This is a genomic window from Cupriavidus sp. 05L310, assembly GCF_056398185.1.
In genome coordinates this window covers 61,442-79,255 of the sequence record NZ_JBFTOX010000021.1, presented here as the reverse complement: position 1 = coordinate 79,255, position 17,814 = coordinate 61,442, and the positions used below count along the sequence as shown (strand labels likewise).

Sequence of the window (17,814 nt, the reverse complement as noted above, 5' to 3'; positions counted from 1 at the left end):
CCGCTACGCTCAGGCGTGCGTCAGCTTTTCCTTGAGCGTGGCGTTGTTGCTGGTGTGCACGTGCACCAGCGCCTTTTCGGGGAAGGCATAGTGATAGGCGCGGCGCAAGGCCAGCGCGGCCTCGTGGAAGCCCGACAGGATGAGTTTCTGCTTGTTGGGATAAAACGCGATATCGCCGGCGGCGAAGATGCCGCGCCGGGAAGTCTCGTAGGTGGTGGTATCCACCACGATACGGCCGGCGCGCATGTCGAGGTCCCATTGGGCGATCGGGCCGGGTTCGGAGACCAGGCCATAGAGCGCCACCAGTTCGTCGGCCGGCAGGCTGACGGTGTCGTCGCGGGCGCGGATATCGACGCCGGCCAGGGTGTCGCCCTCGGTTTTGAGCGCGCCCAGCATGCCTACCACGAAGTCCATTTCGCCGGCGGCCACCGCGGCCCGCATTTCGGCCACCGTGCCGTCGGCCGCGCGAAAGCCCTCCCGGCGGTGCACCAGCGTGACGCGCGCTGCGATCTTGCGCAGCGCCAGCGCCCAGTCCAGCGCGGAATCGCCGCCGCCGGCCACCACGACGCGCTTGCCGGCAAAGCGCGCGGTATCGCGCACGGCGTAGTGCAGGTAGCGGTCCTCCAGCGCGGCGGCTTCGGGCAGCGCCACGCGCTGCGGGGCAAAGGCGCCAGCGCCGGCGCAGATCAGCACGGCCGCCACGTCGAAGCGCTTGCCGTTGTCGGTGGTGACCAGCAGGCGGTGCGGGTGTTCGTGGCCGGGCGGGCGAGCGGTGGCCGTGGCGTGCGGTGCGGGCGGAATTTCGGCAAGGCCGTTGGCGCGTTCGTTGAAATGCATGGGAAACGCGAACGGCGCGCATTGTTCGAGCAGGCGATCGACCAGGTCTTGCGCCAGGCAGCCGGGCACGGCAGGGATGTCGTAGATCGGCTTTTCCGGATACAGCTCGGTGCACTGGCCGCCGGCGCGGTCCAGCACGTCGATGAGCTCGCACTTCAATCCCAGCACGCCCGCCTGGAACGCGGCGAACAGGCCGACCGGGCCCGCGCCGACAATCAGGACGTCGGTACGGATCACTTCGGATGGGGCGGCGCCATCGGCAGCATTGCGGGTTTCGGGCGTGGCGGAGTCAGTGGCGTGGATCGGCATGGCTTGGCAGGCAGCGCGCGCGGCGCCGCCAGGGGGGGAGGATCGTCAGGCCACAACTATACCGCGCGGGGCGGCGCTCCATGCCTACGCCAGTGTTGGCGGCAGGGCTATCGGCCTGCCCGCGGGCGTGGGTTGTGTGGGCTAGCCCACGTGGCCGCTGGCGCGGGAGTAACACACGATTAACGCGGAATATGCGCGGGAGTAGAATAGACACATGCAAAATCCACACGCAATCAACGCAGACCTGCATTGCCATTCCACCGTATCCGACGGCATGTTGTCGCCCAGGGACGTGGCCGCGCGCGCGCGCGCCGGCGGCGTGGCGTTCTGGGCGCTGACGGACCATGACGAGGTCGGCGGACAGGCCGAGGCGCGCGCCGCTGCCGAGGCGCTTGGCATGCATTATGTGCCGGGGGTGGAGATTTCCGTGACATGGGCCGGCCAGACCGTCCATATCGTCGGCTTGCAGATCGATCCGGCTTGTCCGGCGCTGGTTGAAGGCCTGGCGGCGACGCGCTCCGGTCGCGCGGCGCGGGCGCAGGATATCGGCGAGGCGCTGGCCGCGATCGGCATCGAGGGCGCCTACGCGGGCGCGCTGCAGCATGTCGGCAATCCCGACCTGATCTCCCGCACGCATTTTGCGCGCTGGCTGGTGGAGCAGGGGCGGTGCAAGACCATCGGCGACGTGTTCAGCGATTACCTCGGCGAAGGCTGTCCGGGTTTTGTGGGGCACCGCTGGGCCAGGCTGGCCGATGCCGTGGGATGGATCCAGGCGGCAGGCGGCATTCCGGTGATGGCCCACCCGGGGCGCTACAACTACACGCAACTGCAGCATGATGCGCTGTTCGACGAGTTCAAGCAGCTCGGCGGGGCCGCGGTCGAGGTGGTCACTGGCAGCCATACGCCGGACCAGTACCGCCGCTACGTCGATGTCGCGCATCACTACGGCCTGCTGGCTTCCCGCGGCTCGGATTTCCATGGGCCGGGCGAAGGCCGGATCGAGCTGGGCTCGCTGCCGCCGCTGCCGTCCTCGGTCACGCCGGTCTGGCATGACTGGTAAGCCGCGCCGGCCCGTACCATGCGCCCCATTCGCTTCTCCCCATCGCAGAGCTGGCCCGGAGTGCGCGCGGTATTCGCCCCAGGCCCGCGACCGTTTTCCCCTGGCCCGCCTATGTCCCAATATTTTGAAATCCATCCGCTCAACCCGCAAGCCCGCCTGATCAAGCAGGCCGCGCAGATCATCGGGCAGGGCGGGCTGATTGCCTTGCCAACCGACTCCAGCTACGCGCTGGCCTGCCGGCTGGACGACAAGGCTGCGGTGGAGCGGCTGCGCCGCCTGCGCGGGATCGACGACAAACACCACCTGACGCTGATGTGCAGCGACTTGTCCGAACTGGGCAACTTCGCGCGCGTGGACAACCGGCAGTACCGCTGGCTCAAGGGCGCCACGCCCGGCCCCTATGTGTTTATCCTGGAAGCCACCAAGGAAGTGCCGCGCCGGCTCTCGCATCCCGCCCGCAAGACCATCGGCGTGCGCGTGCCCGAGCATGCCATCCCGCTGGCGCTGCTGGCCGAAGTGGGCGAACCACTGATCTCGGCCACCCTGCAACTGCCAGGCGACGAGGCCCCGCTCAATGAGCCGGAGGTGATTCGTGCCCGGCTGGAAAAGCTCCTGGAGCTGGTGATCTGCGGCGGCGCCGCACCGGCGCAGCCGACCACCGTGATCGACCTTACGGGCGGGGAGCCTGAACTGGTACGGCAGGGAAGAGGCGACATCGAGCGTTTCGGCCTTTGATCCCGACTTGCCATCGCCGCGCGGCGCCGCTTTGGCGGCGGGCGCACTTTCCCGCGTCCCCGGTACAATAGCGCCCCATGGATTCCTCCCTGATTCAGACCATTGCGGTCTATGCCCTGCCGGTCCTGTTCGCCATCACGTTGCACGAGGCCGCGCACGGCTATGTGGCCAAACTGTTCGGCGATAACACTGCCTATGCGATGGGCCGCGTCAGCATTAACCCGGCGCGCCATATCGATCCCATCGGTACCATCGCGGTGCCGCTGCTGCTCTATTTCATGACGAGCGGCCAATTTGTGTTCGGCTACGCCAAGCCGGTGCCGGTTGCCTTTGACCGCCTGCGCAACCCGCGCTGGCACGGCATGTGGGTGGCCCTGGCGGGTCCGGGCAGCAACGTGCTGCAGGCCTTCCTGTGGGCGCTGGTGGCGATCGGGCTGGTGCTGGGGCAGGTGCAGGAGCCGTTCTTCAGCCAGATGGCGCGGGCCGGCGTGCTGGTCAACCTGGTGATGGCGGCCTTCAACCTGTTCCCCGTGCCTCCGCTGGACGGCGGCCGCGTGCTGACCGCGCTGTTGCCGCGGCGGATTGCCCATGCCGTGTCGCGCATCGAGCCCTACGGCATCTTCGTGGTGCTGGCGCTGGTAGCCGCGGGCGTGATCACCAAGGTGTGGATGCAGCCGGTGATGGGGGCCCTGAGCGGGCTGGTGCAGCTGATGCTGCAGCCTGTCCTGGCACTGGTGCAGTAAGCCGGGCGGGCATCCGCGCTGGCGGCAAAACCGGATACGAGTACCAGTACCGATTCCCCATAAAAACAGACAGACATGTTCCCCGATCGCGTTCTTTCCGGCATGCGGCCCACCGGCGCGCTGCACCTGGGCCACTATCATGGCGTACTGAAAAACTGGGTCCAGCTGCAAGCCGAGTACCCCTGCTTTTTCTTTGTGGCAGACTGGCATGCGCTTACCACGCACTACGAGTCGCCCGAAGTGATTGGCGAATCGGCGTGGGAGATGCTGGTCGACTGGCTCGCCGCCGGGGTCGATCCCGAACGCGCCACGCTGTTTATCCAGAGCCGCGTGCCCGAGCATGCCGAGCTGTTCCTGCTGCTGTCGATGGGCACGCCGCTGGGCTGGCTGGAGCGGGTGCCAACCTACAAGGACCAGATCGAGAAGCTCAAGGAGAAGGATCTCTCCACCTACGGTTTCCTTGGCTATCCGCTGCTGCAGGCCGCCGATATCCTGATCTATCGCGCCGGCCGCGTGCCGGTGGGCGAAGACCAGGTGCCGCATGTGGAGATCACGCGCGAGATCGCGCGCCGCTTCAACTATCTCTATGGCCGCCAGCCGGGCTTCGAGGAGCGGGCGCAGGAAGCCGCCAGGAAGCTGGGCGGCAAGCGCGCCAAGGCCTTTCTCGAGCTGCGCCGTGCCTATCATGAACAAGGCAAGGAAGAGGCTCTGGCAGAAGGCGGCGCGCTGGTGGCCCAGTCCCAGAGCCTGTCCGCCGAGGATCGCGAATTGCTGCTGGGCTATCTGGGCGGTTCGCGCAAGACCATCCTGGTCGAGCCGCAGGCGCTGCTGACCGCGGCTTCGCGGATGCCGGGGCTGGACGGCCAGAAGATGTCGAAGTCCTACGGCAACACCATCCGCATGCGCGAGGACAAGGCTTCGGTGGAAAAAAAGGTGCGTACCATGCCGACCGATCCGGCCCGTGTGCGTCGCACCGATGCCGGCGAGCCGGCGCGTTGCCCGGTGTGGCAACTGCACCAGGTCTACTCGGATGTGCCCACGCGCGAGTGGGTGGAGCAGGGTTGCCGCAGCGCCGGCATCGGCTGTATCGAATGCAAGCAACCGGTGATCGAGGGCATCCTGCGCGAGCAGCAGCCCATGCTGGAACGGGCGCAAAAGTACATGGACGACCCCGCGCTGCTGCGTGATATCGTCGCGCACGGCTGCGACAAGGCCAGCCAGCTGGCGCGCGAGACCATGCGGGACGTGCGCTCGGCCATGGGCCTGGGGTACCGGTGAGCACGGCGGCGGGAGTGGCTTCACACGCGCCACTGGGCGTGCCGTCGCCGTGGGTGACGCGCTGGGCGCACCTGGTGCGCCCGGGCGGCCGGGTGCTCGACCTGGCCTGCGGCAGTGGTCGCCATGCCGTGTGGTTCGCCAACCGGGGTCATGCCGTGCTCGGCGTCGACCGCGATCCGGCCGTGCTGGCGGCGCTGGCCGCTTCCACGGGTGGAGTCGCCACCCGCATGGCCGACCTGGAGCAGGGCACCTGGCCGCTGGCCGATGCGGCGCCCTTTGACGCGATCGTGGTGACCAACTATCTGCACCGGCCGCTATGGCCCCATCTGCTCGATGCCCTGGCGCCGGGCGGCGTGCTGCTCTACGAAACCTTTGCCGCCGGCAACGAAACCGTGGGCAAGCCTTCCAACCCGGATTTCCTGCTGCGGCCGGGTGAATTGCTGGAGGCCGTGCGCGGCACGTTGCGCGTGGTCGGCTTCGAAGATGGTATCCTGCAAGTGCCTAAAACTGCCTTCGTGCAGCGGCTTTGCGCAGTCAGGGAGGATGGTGGAAATACGGGGGGCAATGCGCCGCCCCGTTATCCTTTGCCAGGCTGAAGTGCGGCCCGGGCTATTTGCCTGCCAGGTCGGCGAGACCTGGACTTCACGCGTTGAACTGCCTTGGGATTTGCCCGGTCGAAGGTGCGGTCGGAAGGCCTGAGGTATCCGGTACAATCGCGGTATTCGTTTCTCGAATTCTCAAACGTTATGACACAGATTAACGGCAGCATCGTCGCAATCGTGACGCCGATGCAGGAAGATGGCAGCCTGGATTTCCCGGCGCTGCGCGCCCTGGTCGACTGGCACGTCGCCGAGGGCACCGATGGCATTGTGATCGTCGGCACCACCGGCGAATCGCCCACGGTGAACGTGGATGAGCATTGCGAACTGATCCGCGTCGCCGTGGAGCAGGCCGACAAGCGCATCCCGATCATTGCAGGCACCGGCGGCAACTCGACCAAGGAAGCGATCGAGCTGACCGCGTTCGCCAAGCAGGTCGGCGCCGACGCGTCGCTGCAGGTCGTGCCCTACTACAACAAGCCGACGCAGGAAGGCATGTACCGCCATTTCCGCACCATCGCGGAAGCCGTGGACTTGCCTGTGGTGCTGTACAACGTGCCCGGCCGCACCGTGGCCGACATGCAGCATGACACCATCCTGCGCCTGGCGCAGGTGCCGGGCATCATCGGCGTGAAGGAAGCGACGGGCAATATCGACCGCGCCGCGCAACTGATCAAGGATGCGCCGGAAGGCTTCGCCATCTACAGTGGCGACGACCCCACCGCGATTGCCCTGATGCTGCTGGGTGGCCATGGCAATATTTCCGTCACGGCCAACGTGGCGCCGCGCAAGATGCATGAATTGTGCGTGGCAGCCCTGAAGGGCGATGCGATTACCGCGCGTCGCATCCATATGGAACTGGTTGAGCTGAACAAGGCGATGTTCGTCGAAGCCAACCCGATTCCCGTCAAGTGGGCGCTCCAGCAAATGGGCAGAATGCAGGGCGGTATCCGCCTCCCGCTCACGCCGCTGTCACCGGATTACCACGACGTGGTGCGCAAGGCGCTGTCGAATGCCGGCTTGCTCGGCTGATCGCACCGTGTTTTGCCGTCATCCCATCAACTAGGATTGCGTGTCAATGAAACTCAAGCTTAACCGCCACGGCGCAACGCAAGTTAGCCGTGCCGCCTTGGTCTTGCCCGTGCTGGTGGCGAGCGCGATGACCGGTTGCAGCAGCATCAACGATGCCATGGCGCCCGACAAGATCGACTACAAGTCCGCCGCCAAGCGCACTTCCACGCTGGACGTGCCCCCGGATCTGACCAAGATCGAAGGCGATCGCCGCTATTCGGTGCCGGACCAGAACGGCACCTCGACGCTCTCGACGTATAACCAGTCGAACAAGGTGGCGCAGCAGCAGTCAGGTACCGAAAACGTGCTGCCGTCGACGCAAGGCATCCGCATGGAGCGCGACGGCAACCAGCGCTGGCTGGTGATCAGCAATGGCATGCCGGCCGACAAGCTGTGGCAGTCCCTGCGTGAATTCTGGCAGGAGAGCGGTTTCCTGCTGGTGCAGGACTCGCCGGAGACCGGCATCATGGAAACCGACTGGGCCGAGAACCGCGCGAAGATCCCGCAGGATTTCATCCGCAATACCATCGGCAAGGTTTTCGATGGGCTGTACTCGACTTCCGAGCGCGACAAGTTCCGCACCCGCCTGGAGCGCGCGCAGAACGGCAATATGGAGGTCTTCATCAGCCACCGCGGCGCGCAGGAACAGCTGACCGGCATCGACAAGTCGAACACGATCTGGACGGCGCGTCCGTCCGATCCTGAGCTTGAAGCTGAATTCCTCTCGCGCTTCGCGCAGCGTCTGGGCGTGCAAAAAGAGCAGGCTGATCGCATGGCCAAGAGCGGTGCCGCCCCGGCGCCTGCCGCTGCTGCGGCCCCAGCCGCCGCCGCCGGTACCGCCAAGGCATCCAGCGCCAACGCCAACCTGACCCAGGTGAACGGCACCCAGGCGCTGCAGCTGGCCGAACCGTTCGACCGCGCCTGGCGCTCGGTCGGGCTGGCGCTGGACCGCGTCAATTTCACGGTGGAAGACCGTGACCGCGCCCAGGGCCTCTACTATGTGCGCTATGTCGACACGCGCGATACCGTGGACAACCGCGGCTTCTTCTCCAAGCTGTTCACCAAGACCGGCACCGAGGACAGCAAGAAGGCCAAGAAGTACCGCGTGGCGCTGAAGGGCGACGGCACCGGCACGACCGTGACGGTACAGAACGATGCGGGCCAGCCGGAAGGTACCGAAGTCGGCAAGCGCATTCTTACGCTGCTCGACGAGCAACTGCGCTGACCGGAGTGCAGGTCGCGCAAGACTACCCGCGGCGCCCGGCCGCGGGGTGGCCCCGCAAGTTGTCCGGGGAGGCTGGCGCATGATGCGCTTCGCCTTCCTCGGCAGCGGCAGCGAGGGCAATTCCCTGTTGATCGAATCGCAAGAGGGCACCACCACGACCCGGGTGTTGCTCGATTGCGGCTTTGGCATCCGCGAAACCGCGCGGCGGCTGGAGCGGCTCGGCGTCGCGCCGGACCAGCTCGATGCCGTGCTGGTCACCCACGAGCATGGCGATCATGTCGGCTCGGCGTATTCCTTCGCTGCGCGCCACGACGTGCCGGTGCACACGAGTCACGGCACCTGGCTGGCCACCTCGCATATGCGCGGGGCGGACAAGGCCGATGTACGCGTCTGCTGCGCCGACCATCCGCTGGTCGTCGGCGGCATCCACATCCTTCCGTACACGGTACCGCACGATGCGCGCGAGCCGCTGCAGTTCGTGCTGAGCGATGGCGATGCCCGGCTTGGCGTGCTGACCGATGCGGGCATGGAGACGCCCTATGTCACCGCCCGGCTGGCGGGCGTGCATGCGCTGGTGCTGGAGTGCAACCACGATCGCGAAATGTTGCGGAATTCGGCCTACCCGTATTCGCTCAAGCGCCGCATCGGTGGCGATTTCGGGCATCTGGCAAACGAAGTCGCTGCCAACATCCTGGCAAGCGTGGCACACCCGGGGCTGCAGCGCGTGGTCGCGGCGCACCTGAGCCAGCAAAACAATACAGGGGAGCTGGCCACCCAGGCGCTGGCAGCGGTGCTGGGCACATCCGCCGGCGAAATCCTGGTGGCGGACCAGCATGAAGGCCTTGATTGGCAACCGGTCAGGGCCTGAGGCGGGGTGGCGCGGATGGCCGGTCCGTCGTTGTGATGGCGACGCCCCTGGACGAAATATGGACGAAAAAAAGCCGACCCGAAGGTCGGCTTTTTTATCGGTGGAGACCGATTACTGCTTGGCAGCTGCGGCCGAAGCGTCAGCGGCTGCGCCGGAGGCTTCAGCGGCTGCGCCGGAGGCTTCAGCGGCTGCGCCGGTGGCTGCAGCAGCCGAGGTTGCTGCGCTGGAAGCAGCAGCCGTTGCGTCAGCAGCGGCAGCCGATGCTTCGGCAGCCGGTGCCGGAGCAGCGGCTTCTTCCTTCTTGCCACAAGCGGCGAGAGCAACGGCGGCGAGCAGCGATGCGATCAGGAGAGACTTCTTCATTGTTCGTCCTTTAACTTTAATAACAGAAAAACAGGCGATGAATAATTACCGGTAATTATCGCTCTTGAACTGCAAAATAGAGGCTCTCCCGGGTGCCGACAAATGCAGTGGTACACAGTACTAGCCAGCCGACGATTATATCCGCGTTTTCCCGGCTTGTGTAGCGCTCTCTTTTGCTGTTTTTGCTTGTTACGGATTATTACAGGGCAGATGGTGCAAATTGCAGCCATCCTTCCAGCGTCCAGTGATGAAAAGTCTCCATCAGGTCCGGCAAATCCGCGCAGGCGGCCACTTCCGCGGCGCTCAGGCAGCGGTGGTCCGCCAGCTGCCGCAGCCAGCGCGCCAGCGCGCCGGGCGGTTCGTAGGCTTCCCCATTGATAAAGAAATGGGTGCGGTCATACAGGGCAATTGATCCCGGCGCAAGCACGATGCCGTGCGCCAGGGCGAGTTTGTTGTATTTCTTCAATGTGATTTCGGGTATTTCCGCAAACTCGACGCTCGGCTTGGGTTCGGAGAGATGCGCGCCCAGAAACTCCGAGACCATGCCACCCGACCAACGCAGGGCACTCAGCCGTTCGGTCACGGCACGCACCATCTGGGCCGGCAGTTGGGCTGGATGTGCCGTGGCCGCCTCACCCGGATCGGCATAGCGGCCGCCCAGATCCTCGTTGTCCTCGACCGTTTCCGACAGCCATGCCAGGAAGTGCCCTGCCAGCTCGCGGTAGGCGGGGGCCCGGAAGCCGATCGAGTAGGTCATGCACTCGCCCTCGGCGACGCCGTCGTGGGCATACTGGGGTGGCAGGTAAAGCATATCGCCCGGCTCCAGCACCCATTCCTCTTCCGGGGTGAAGTCCGACAGGATCTTCAGGGGCAGGTCCGGGACGAGGTCGAGCTTGGCCTGGGACGAGATGCGCCAGCGGCGCCGGCCCGATACTTGCAGCAGGAATACGTCGTAGGAGTCGAAGTGCGGGCCCACGCCGCCGCCATCGGTGGCGTAGCTGATCATCAGATCGTCCAGGCGCGCATCGGGGGCGAAACGGAATTGTCCCAACAAAGCCGCGGCTGCACTATCGTGGAGGTTAACGCCCTGCACGAGCAAGGTCCATTGGCGGGCTTTGCGCGAGGGCAGGTTATCGGCGGCGAAGGGGCCTTGCTCAAGCTTCCAGCGGTTCCGGAAGTGCGATATCAGGCGCGACTCGACGTCGTCGCGGTCGGCTAGTTCGAAAAGCGACTCGCGCGATACCGGCGGCTCGATTCCCGGTACCGCTTGTCGGATCAGCAGGGGTTTGCGTTGCCAGATATCGCGCATGAAAGCGGCCGGCGTCATGCCTCCCAGCAAGGCGAGTGGCGCGTCGGGATCGACGGGGCCGGGGGGCAAGGCCTGCGCGTATAATGCGGAATCGTTCATGGAGTCAAGAATTGAAAATCGCTAAGAACACGGTGGTATCCGTGGTGTACAAGCTGTCGGATGCGCAGGGCAATCTGATCGAGGAGTCGGATGAGCCGATGGTTTACTTGCACGGCGGATATGATGGCACGTTCCCCAAGATCGAGGAAGCGCTGGAAGGCCATGAATCCGGCTTCGAAACCCAGTTGCAGCTCGAGCCCGAGGAAGCCTTCGGCGACTACGACGCCGACATGGTGAAGGTCGAGCCGCGCGACCGTTTCCCCGAGCCGCTGGAAATCGGCATGCAGTTCGAAGGCGTGCCGGAAGACGGCGATGACGAGGACTCGATCATCTACACGGTGACCGACGTCGCGGAAGACAAGGTGGTGCTGGACGGCAACCATCCGCTGGCGGGCATGGCACTGCGTTTCTGGCTGCAGGTGGCCGAAGTGCGCGAAGCTACGGCCGACGAAGTGCAGCACGGCCACGCGCATGGTGCCTCGGGCATCGAAGTCGTGGACGAGGATGAGGACGACGAAGGCGATAGCAGCCGCACCCTGCACTGAGTGCGAGGCGCGCGCGAGACCTCGCGGCAGTACCCACGAATAAGCCGGCCTTGCCGGCTTTTTTGTTGGGCTCGCGGCATTGGATTTACCCGATGCGCCCGATGCGTCTTTACTCCGCTTCGGGGCCATCCTTGAGCGTGACTTCGAACAGAGACGGCGAACCAGGGGTGATCGCCAGTTCGGCGTACTGGCCGGGAGCGCCGCTGGGCAGGACCACGCGAGAGACGTTACGCAGTGTCTTGCCGCCGGCATCCTTGAGCGGCCTGTCGATGCCGAAGCCGCCGGCGCCGGTGTGCACCAGCAGGACCTGGCCCCGATAGCGGCCGGCCAGCTCCCGCAACTGCCGCTTGAACTCCAGGAAGCCGTCGCGCGCGCGGCGGCGCAGGAAGCCATCGAACAAGGAAGGGTTGCCGCGCTGTTCCCAGCCGTTGCCGAACTGCGGGTCGGCATGCGCCAGCACCACGATGCCGGGCAGGTTGCGCTGCTGCGCCAGCGAAAAAGCGCGCGCCAGCCACTGGCGGTTGGCCTCGCGGCGATCCTCGAACTCGCCGTTGCGACCGCCTTCCGAGCGGTAGTGATTATTGTCGCCAGGCAGGTTCAGGCCCACCAGCATCACATTGCCGGCGCTCCAGCGCACGTTTTCCCGATAGCTGCGGAAGGTGGCCTGGTCGGATTGCCGCGTCAGCGGCAGGACGCGCTGGCCAAGCGTGGTATCCGCCGGGTAGAACAGCTCACGCAGCCGGTTCAGCCGCTCCACGGCATCGAAGCGGCCGTTCGCGGCGCGTTGGCATTCCGCCCAGTCGGTTTCGCCGGGCAGGTAGACGAGCGGCAGGGGCGACTGGTCGAGCAAGCGCTGGCGAACGGTGAGCAAGGCATCGCCGCAGGATTCGGTGTCGCCCTTGATCCCGCCCAGATGGACGACGAAATCGAGACGGCGCGCGGCCACGAAATCAAGCAGGCGGGTGGTGCCCGTCTCGGCAGCCGGCCACTGCGGCTGATCGGCAATCAAGGCGACGCGCACCATCTCGGCAGCCGGGCCGCGGGCGCGGTCAGCCAGCGCCTGGCCAGGCAGTGCCTGCAGCGCCATCAATATGCCCAGCGTGGCAATCCGCGCCGGGCCGCCAGGCGGCCGCGCATACGCAGCGGTTGGCCCGGATGTCCCCGATCGTTGCATGCGCTCGCGCACGAGCCGGATTGGCATCATGCGGTGGCTACTGCGCCCCTGGCGAGCGCCTGCAAGCGATAGAGCGCGTCGAGCGCGTCACGCGGGGTCAGGCTGTCCGGGTCCAGCTCGGCGACCGCGTCGAGCAGCGCAGCCTGCTGCGGCGAGATGGCGCTGGCCGGCGGCCCGCTGTCCCGCTCCGTGTAGTCGTCGTCATCGTCGTCCAGCGGCGACGGTGGTGCGGCAAACAGGTCGAGCTGGGGCGTGGGCGTGGCATCCGCCGATTGCTGCTCCAGCCACGCCAGATGCTTGCGCGCCGCGCGGATCACCGGCTGCGGCACACCTGCCAGCTGTGCGACCTGCAGGCCGTAGCTCTGGCTGGCAGGGCCATCCTGCACGGCGTGCAGGAACACGATGCCATCGCCATGCTCGACCGCCGACAAATGGACGTTGGCCGCCTGCGTGAATTCCTGCGGCAGTTGCGTCAGCTCGAAGTAATGCGTGGCGAACAGCGTATGGCTGCGGTTGTGCGCCAGCAGGTGGCGCGCGATCGCCCACGCCAGCGCGAGGCCGTCGAAGGTCGAAGTGCCGCGCCCGATCTCGTCCATCAGCACCAGGCTGGCCGGTGTGGCGTTGTGCAGGATGCCGGCGGCTTCGGTCATTTCCACCATGAAGGTGGAGCGCCCGCCCGCCAGGTCGTCGGCGGCGCCGATGCGCGTGAAGATGCGGTCGATCGGACCGATCACCGCGCGCCGTGCCGGCACGTAGGCGCCCACGCAGGCCAGCAGCACGATCAGCGCGGTCTGGCGCATGAAGGTCGACTTGCCGCCCATGTTCGGGCCGGTGATCAGCAGTAGTTTGCGCGCTTCGGTCAACTGGCAGTCGTTGGCGATGAACGGCACGGATTCCGCGGCGAGCTGGCCCTCCACCACCGGATGCCGGCCTTGCACGATGTCGATCACGTTTTCCTCGACGCGCTCGGGCTGGGTCCAGTCCAGCGTCTGCGCGCGCTCCGCCAGGGCGGCCAGCACGTCGAGCCGGGCCAGCGCGCCCGCCACGCGTTGCAACTCGCCGATATGAGGCAGCAACTGTTGCAGCAGCGCATCGTAGAGCAGCTTCTCCCGTGCCAGCGCGCGGTCCTGCGCCGACAGCGCCTTGTCTTCGAAGGCCTTGAGCTCGGGCGTGATGTAGCGCTCGGCGTTCTTCAGCGTCTGGCGGCGGCGATAGTCGTCGGGGACCTTGTCGGCCTGGCCGTTGGTCACTTCGATGTAGAAGCCATGCACGCGGTTGTACTCCACGCGCAGGTTGGCGATGCCGGTGCGGGTGCGCTCGCGCGCTTCCAGTTCCACCAGGAACTGGCCGCAGTTCTCGGAGATATCGCGCAGCTCGTCCAGCGTCGCATCGTAGCCGCGGGCGATCACGCCGCCATCGCGGATGACGGTGGCCGGTTCCGGCGCCACCGCGCTGACCAGCAGCGCATGGCATTCCCAGGGCACAGCCAGTTCGCTCACCGTCTGGTTCAGCAACGGCGCGGCATCGTCAGCGCGCAGGCAGGCCTGTACGTCGGGCAGCGCGGTCAGCGTATCGCGCAGCGAGGACAAATCGCGCGGACGCGCATTCATCAGGGCAAGGCGTGCGGTGATCCGTTCCACGTCGGACAGCCGGCGCAGCGCCGCGCGCAGCGCATCGGTGCCCTGGCCGAGCATGGCGCCGATAGCCTGCTGGCGTGCTTGCGGAATCGTGCTGTCGCGCAGCGGATGGTGCAGCCAGTGGCGCAGCAGGCGGCTGCCCATGGCGGTGGCGCAGGTGTCCAGCAGCGAGAACAGCGTCGGCGACTCGCCGCCGCGCAGCGTTTCGGTCAACTCCAGGTTACGCCGGGTGGCGGTGTCCAGGCCGACGAACTCCGACTCGCGCTCCACCGTCACGCCCTTCACGTGGCGCAGCGATTGCCCCTGGGTGGATGCGGCATAGTTGAGCAGCGCGCCAGCCGCGCCGAGCGCGGCGCCCAGCCCGGCGCAGCCGAACGGATCGAGGCTGGCCACGGCGAGTTGCTCGCGCAGGCGGCGGGTGCCGGCTTCCTGGTCGAAATGCCATTCGGGCAGCCGGGTCCGCGCGCAGGCCAGGGCCGGCAATTCCATGCCGTCGGCAAACAGCAGTTCGGCCGGGCGAATCCGCTCCAGCTCGCGGCCCAGTTGCGACACCTCGCACTCCATCAGGCGCAGCTCGCCGCTGGCGAGGTTGAGCCAGGCCAGGCCGGTCTTGCTGACGCCGCGGCGCGTGGTTTGCTGATGCACCGCCATCAGGTAGGTATCGGCCTTGTCCGGCAGGAGCGCCGCGTCGGTCAGCGTGCCCGGCGTGACGATGCGCACCACCTTGCGCTCCACCGGCCCCTTGCTGGTGGCCGGGTCGCCGATCTGTTCGCAGATCGCCACCGATTCGCCCAGCTTGACCAGCCGCGCGAGGTACTGGTCCACCGAATGGAAGGGGATGCCCGCCATGCGGATCGGCACGCCGTTGGATGAGCCGCGTGATGTCAGCGTGATATCGAGCAGGCGCGAGGCCTTCTCGGCATCGTCGTGGAAGAGCTCGTAGAAGTCGCCCATCCGGTAGAACAGCAAGGTGTCCGGATGGTCGGCTTTCAGGCCAAGGTACTGCGCCATCATGGGCGTGTGCTTTTCCGCGGCACCGGCCTTCGGCTCGGTCTTGGCGGACTGTCGGGGTTCTACGGACATGCAATCCTCTCGGGCGGCTTTGGCGAAACCGCCTGTTTTCGGGTACTCCGGCGGCCTGCGGCCCTGGCGCGGCGTGCGCGGCAGGCGCCGTGGATGGGGCAGGCGCGGATAAAACGGGCATTTTACTGCGAGCCGGGCGCGGAAGGGGCAGGAAGAGGCGAGAAGGGACCGGGATGGGGGCGGGGAGGCATCGCCGGGCAGTCGGAGGCAGTCCAAGGGTCTTTACAAAAAAAATACACCATCGCCAGTCTCTTTACAGAATATTTGCGCCGTCCGGCCTTATATGGATTCCAGATAGCAGGCCTGGACGACAGGCGAAACAATTGAGACAAGGGAAGGTGTTCGACATGCTGAGAGTTCTGGTGCCCGTCAACGGCTCTGCGCACGCGCTGGATGCGGTGCGCCATGCTGCCTTCATGTTCCGGGACCGCTGCGTGTCCGAGGTGGTCCTGCTCAATGTCCAGCCGCCGCTGGAATCCGGCCGGGCGTCGGCCTTTCACTCGCTGGCCGCCTTGCGTAAGCTCGAAGAAGCAAGTGGTGAGGCGGCGCTACGCGATGCACGGAGCATTCTGGACGATGCCGGGGCCAGGTATGTCGCGCAGATCAAGGTGGGCGATGTGGCGCAGACCATCGCGCAGGTTGCGGCGGCGAACGACTGCGATGCCATCGTGATGGGCACCGCCGGGCGCACGGCGGTGGGCGCGCTGCTGGCGGGGAGGCTGACCAACAAGCTGTTGCGCATGTCGCGCGTGCCGGTGACGCTGGTCAGGTAGAGCGCGCCGTCACGCCACATTCATCGGCAGCAGCACCATTTGCTTTCCTTGTTGGTGTAGCCGCGCCTGCAGTTCGCCGGGTAGCGGGATGATCTCGCCCGCCGTGAAGGCCAGCCAAGTCACCATGTAGAACCTTGTCCACTTGCCGTTCGGCACTCGCGGCTCGGCCAGCAAGCCAGGAAGGCCTCCTCGGGCCCGTGGCACGAGGACGAAAGCTCGTCGGCGCCCAGAGCCCAATCCATGCCAGCAGCGGCACCACGGCAATGGCATGGCGGGTTCCCGGTGCGAGTGGATCGAGCGGCTTGTCAGCCAGGCGCCTCCACCATTTCGACCATGCCGCCATGTTCGCCACCCGGGTCGCTATTGCGGCGCAGCGCACGGAGCGCGGCGTCGGTGCTTGCATACTCGCCTGCCAGCACGCCGAACTTGGAAGTCCCGTGGGAGTGATGCAGGCGGCAAGCAGGCCGACTCCCAAGAGTGGTCTTCGACGCCGCGCTTTTACGATCCCTGCTGCGGCCGCAGTGCGTCGATTACCTGCGCCAGCCGCGCGATCAGCCCGTCGATGGCGCCGGGAGGCACGCCGGCGTAGCCGAACACGAAGCCGTTGTACTGCGCCAGCGGCGTGCCGGGCAAGCGGTAGGTGCTAAGCGGCCGCACGATCAGTCCTTGCTCGCGCGCCGCGCGGCTGACCACGGTGTCGGCAAGAGGCAGTTCCAGGCGTGCCGACAGGTGCATGCCGCCGGCGCTGGCCGAGACCGTCACGCTGCCGCGCAGGTGCCGATCCAGTGCCGCTTCCAGGGCATCGCGGCGTTGCCCGTAGCGCTGGCGCATGCGGCGCAGGTGACGGGCGAACTGGCCACTGTCGATGAAATCAGCCAGTGCAATCTGCTCGGCCACATGGCCGCGCCGGGCGATTTCCCCCAGCGTGCCGGCGATGGATGCGGCCAGGTAGCGCGGCACCACCATGAAGCCCAGGCGCAGGGCCGGGAACATTGTCTTGCTGAACGTGCCCAGGTAGATAACGGGCGCGTCTTCGCTGAGCCCCTGCACCGCCGAGAGCGGCACGCCGCCGCGGCGGAACTCGCTGTCGTAGTCGTCCTCCACGATCCAGGCGCCGGCGGCGCGGGCGTCTTCGATCAGCCTGAGGCGGCGTTCCAGGCTGAGGATGGAGCCCAGCGGGTACTGGTGCGACGGCGTGATGTAGATCAGCCGCGGCGGCGCGTCGTGCCACTGTTCGGGCCGGGGCGCCAGCCCGTCCGCGTCGACGGCCACGGGTTCCAGCCGGAGGCCGGCGGACTGGAAGGCGGCCCGCGCGCCGCCGTAGCCGGGGTTCTCGATCCAGGCGGTGTCGCCGGGGTCGGCCAGCATGCGCGCGCACAGGTCAAGGCTGGTCTGGGTGCCGTCGGTGATGAAGACCTGGTCCATCTCGCAGCGCACCCCGCGTGATACCTTCAGGTATTCGGCGATGGCATGGCGCAGTGCGGGCTGCCCTTCGATCCTGCCATAGCCAAGGTGGTGGGGCGCGAGCTGGCGCCACGCGCGCTCGACGCAGCGCCGCCACGCCGCCAGCGGAAACGCTTCGAGGTCCGGCACGCCGGGCACGAACGGCAGCAGGTCGTGCATGCGATCGCCATCGCGCCGCAGGCCTCGCACGCGGCGCGATAGTTCGGCGACGCGCTTGACCGCCCCCGCGCCATGGCCGGCTCTTACCAGACCTACGCGCGCGACCGTAGTGCCATGCCGTGTCGATACCACGAAGCCCTCCGCGGCGAGGCTCTCGTAGGCGTAGATCACAGAGTTGCGCGCCATCCCGAGTTCCGCCGCCAGCGTGCGCGTGGCGATCAGCTGGCTGCCCTGCGCAATCCTGCCGTCGAGGATGGCGCCGCGCAGGCATTCGTACAGCAGCCGTTGCTGGGTGAGCTTGCGCCCGTCGAGCTGGCGCGTGAAGGTAGAGACCAGCAAGCCGTAGTCCATGGTGTCGTTGCAAAAAGCCGTGGTTCTAAAAATGGGACTGCTCATGGGTCTACCCATGGTGCCACGAAAACCCTATCTTGGCTGCAACGCCGGACGTGGCATGTCGCCGCCAGGCAAAACCCACCATAGCCC

The 17,814-nt window shown here is 66.6% G+C and carries 17 protein-coding genes; 11 read left to right on the top strand and 6 right to left on the bottom strand.

Going from position 1 to position 17,814, the window contains the following annotated elements:
- Positions 1-9 precede the first annotated feature (9 nt).
- Entirely contained in the window at positions 10-1,146 is a 1,137-nt protein-coding gene (locus AC1DS6_RS17040) for an NAD(P)/FAD-dependent oxidoreductase (protein WP_441630056.1), read from the bottom strand.
- A gap of 214 nt (positions 1,147-1,360) precedes the next feature.
- Between AC1DS6_RS17040 and AC1DS6_RS17035 the strand changes: the two genes are divergently transcribed.
- The 9 genes from AC1DS6_RS17035 to AC1DS6_RS16995 all read left to right on the top strand — a co-directional run bounded on the left by AC1DS6_RS17035 (position 1,361) and on the right by AC1DS6_RS16995 (position 9,143).
- Positions 1,361-2,206 (top strand): 3',5'-nucleoside bisphosphate phosphatase, encoded by an 846-nt coding sequence (locus AC1DS6_RS17035; protein WP_441630058.1) that lies wholly within the window; start codon positions 1,361-1,363, stop codon positions 2,204-2,206.
- Positions 2,207-2,317: 111 nt separating this feature from the next.
- On the top strand, positions 2,318-2,941 hold the full coding sequence (locus tag AC1DS6_RS17030; RefSeq protein WP_276289521.1) for an L-threonylcarbamoyladenylate synthase: 624 nt from the start codon (positions 2,318-2,320) through the stop codon (positions 2,939-2,941).
- Positions 2,942-3,018: 77 nt separating this feature from the next.
- The gene (locus AC1DS6_RS17025; RefSeq protein ID WP_441630060.1) at positions 3,019-3,684 is read left to right on the top strand and encodes a site-2 protease family protein; all 666 of its coding nucleotides are present in this window, start codon (positions 3,019-3,021) and stop codon (positions 3,682-3,684) included.
- A 75-nt stretch (positions 3,685-3,759) separates the two neighbouring features.
- Positions 3,760-4,962: a tryptophan--tRNA ligase gene (locus tag AC1DS6_RS17020; protein WP_441630062.1), complete on the top strand. Its 1,203-nt coding sequence runs from the start codon at positions 3,760-3,762 to the stop codon at positions 4,960-4,962.
- 14 nt (positions 4,963-4,976) lie between these two features.
- Positions 4,977-5,558: a class I SAM-dependent methyltransferase gene (locus AC1DS6_RS17015; protein WP_441630063.1), complete on the top strand. Its 582-nt coding sequence runs from the start codon at positions 4,977-4,979 to the stop codon at positions 5,556-5,558.
- Positions 5,559-5,708: 150 nt separating this feature from the next.
- Positions 5,709-6,593: a 4-hydroxy-tetrahydrodipicolinate synthase gene (dapA, locus tag AC1DS6_RS17010; RefSeq protein ID WP_045238036.1), complete on the top strand. Its 885-nt coding sequence runs from the start codon at positions 5,709-5,711 to the stop codon at positions 6,591-6,593.
- 46 nt (positions 6,594-6,639) lie between these two features.
- Positions 6,640-7,857, top strand: a complete 1,218-nt coding sequence (bamC, locus tag AC1DS6_RS17005) for an outer membrane protein assembly factor BamC (protein ID WP_441630065.1) — start codon at positions 6,640-6,642, stop codon at positions 7,855-7,857.
- 79 nt (positions 7,858-7,936) lie between these two features.
- Positions 7,937-8,725, top strand: a complete 789-nt coding sequence (locus tag AC1DS6_RS17000) for an MBL fold metallo-hydrolase (RefSeq protein ID WP_441630067.1) — start codon at positions 7,937-7,939, stop codon at positions 8,723-8,725.
- Between the two features lie 58 nt (positions 8,726-8,783).
- A complete protein-coding gene (locus tag AC1DS6_RS16995; protein ID WP_441630068.1) occupies positions 8,784-9,143 on the top strand; it encodes a hypothetical protein in 360 nt (119 codons plus the stop codon).
- Between the two features lie 144 nt (positions 9,144-9,287).
- On the opposite strand, the gene AC1DS6_RS16990 is transcribed toward AC1DS6_RS16995, so the two are convergent.
- The gene (locus tag AC1DS6_RS16990; RefSeq protein WP_441630069.1) at positions 9,288-10,496 is read right to left on the bottom strand and encodes a ribosomal protein uL16 3-hydroxylase; all 1,209 of its coding nucleotides are present in this window, start codon (positions 10,494-10,496) and stop codon (positions 9,288-9,290) included.
- Positions 10,497-10,507: 11 nt separating this feature from the next.
- Here AC1DS6_RS16990 and AC1DS6_RS16985 point away from each other — a divergent pair, with 11 nt between their 5' ends.
- Positions 10,508-11,041, top strand: a complete 534-nt coding sequence (locus tag AC1DS6_RS16985) for an FKBP-type peptidyl-prolyl cis-trans isomerase (protein WP_276289530.1) — start codon at positions 10,508-10,510, stop codon at positions 11,039-11,041.
- Between the two features lie 109 nt (positions 11,042-11,150).
- Here the strand turns inward: AC1DS6_RS16985 and AC1DS6_RS16980 are convergent, their stop codons facing one another.
- Positions 11,151-12,128 (bottom strand): hypothetical protein, encoded by a 978-nt coding sequence (locus AC1DS6_RS16980; RefSeq protein ID WP_441630085.1) that lies wholly within the window; start codon positions 12,126-12,128, stop codon positions 11,151-11,153.
- 113 nt (positions 12,129-12,241) lie between these two features.
- Entirely contained in the window at positions 12,242-14,935 is a 2,694-nt protein-coding gene (mutS, locus tag AC1DS6_RS16975; RefSeq protein ID WP_441630071.1) for a DNA mismatch repair protein MutS, read from the bottom strand.
- Between the two features lie 347 nt (positions 14,936-15,282).
- Here mutS and AC1DS6_RS16970 point away from each other — a divergent pair, with 347 nt between their 5' ends.
- A complete protein-coding gene (locus AC1DS6_RS16970; RefSeq protein ID WP_441630073.1) occupies positions 15,283-15,708 on the top strand; it encodes a universal stress protein in 426 nt (141 codons plus the stop codon).
- A gap of 9 nt (positions 15,709-15,717) precedes the next feature.
- Here the strand turns inward: AC1DS6_RS16970 and AC1DS6_RS16965 are convergent, their stop codons facing one another.
- The gene (locus tag AC1DS6_RS16965) at positions 15,718-15,882 is read right to left on the bottom strand and encodes a hypothetical protein (protein ID WP_441630089.1); all 165 of its coding nucleotides are present in this window, start codon (positions 15,880-15,882) and stop codon (positions 15,718-15,720) included.
- A 324-nt stretch (positions 15,883-16,206) separates the two neighbouring features.
- Complete coding sequence (gene pdxR, locus AC1DS6_RS16960) at positions 16,207-17,682, bottom strand: MocR-like pyridoxine biosynthesis transcription factor PdxR (protein WP_441630087.1); 1,476 nt, start codon at positions 17,680-17,682, stop codon at positions 16,207-16,209.
- Between the last annotated feature and the right edge of the window lie 132 nt (positions 17,683-17,814).

Excerpts from the sequence above, each read along its gene's own strand:
- AC1DS6_RS17040 (WP_441630056.1), bottom strand. The coding sequence starts at position 1,146 with ATGCCGATCCACGCCACTGACTCCGCCACGCCCGAAACCCGCAATGCT.
- AC1DS6_RS17035 (WP_441630058.1), top strand. The coding sequence starts at position 1,361 with ATGCAAAATCCACACGCAATCAACGCAGACCTGCATTGCCATTCCACC.
- AC1DS6_RS17030 (WP_276289521.1), top strand. The coding sequence starts at position 2,318 with ATGTCCCAATATTTTGAAATCCATCCGCTCAACCCGCAAGCCCGCCTG.
- AC1DS6_RS17025 (WP_441630060.1), top strand. The coding sequence starts at position 3,019 with ATGGATTCCTCCCTGATTCAGACCATTGCGGTCTATGCCCTGCCGGTC.
- AC1DS6_RS17020 (WP_441630062.1), top strand. The coding sequence starts at position 3,760 with ATGTTCCCCGATCGCGTTCTTTCCGGCATGCGGCCCACCGGCGCGCTG.
- dapA (WP_045238036.1), top strand. The coding sequence starts at position 5,709 with ATGACACAGATTAACGGCAGCATCGTCGCAATCGTGACGCCGATGCAG.
- bamC (WP_441630065.1), top strand. The coding sequence starts at position 6,640 with ATGAAACTCAAGCTTAACCGCCACGGCGCAACGCAAGTTAGCCGTGCC.
- AC1DS6_RS17000 (WP_441630067.1), top strand. The coding sequence starts at position 7,937 with ATGATGCGCTTCGCCTTCCTCGGCAGCGGCAGCGAGGGCAATTCCCTG.
- AC1DS6_RS16995 (WP_441630068.1), top strand. The coding sequence starts at position 8,784 with ATGGACGAAAAAAAGCCGACCCGAAGGTCGGCTTTTTTATCGGTGGAG.
- AC1DS6_RS16990 (WP_441630069.1), bottom strand. The coding sequence starts at position 10,496 with ATGAACGATTCCGCATTATACGCGCAGGCCTTGCCCCCCGGCCCCGTC.
- AC1DS6_RS16980 (WP_441630085.1), bottom strand. The coding sequence starts at position 12,128 with ATGGCGCTGCAGGCACTGCCTGGCCAGGCGCTGGCTGACCGCGCCCGC.
- mutS (WP_441630071.1), bottom strand. The coding sequence starts at position 14,935 with ATGTCCGTAGAACCCCGACAGTCCGCCAAGACCGAGCCGAAGGCCGGT.
- AC1DS6_RS16970 (WP_441630073.1), top strand. The coding sequence starts at position 15,283 with ATGCTGAGAGTTCTGGTGCCCGTCAACGGCTCTGCGCACGCGCTGGAT.
- pdxR (WP_441630087.1), bottom strand. The coding sequence starts at position 17,682 with ATGGACTACGGCTTGCTGGTCTCTACCTTCACGCGCCAGCTCGACGGG.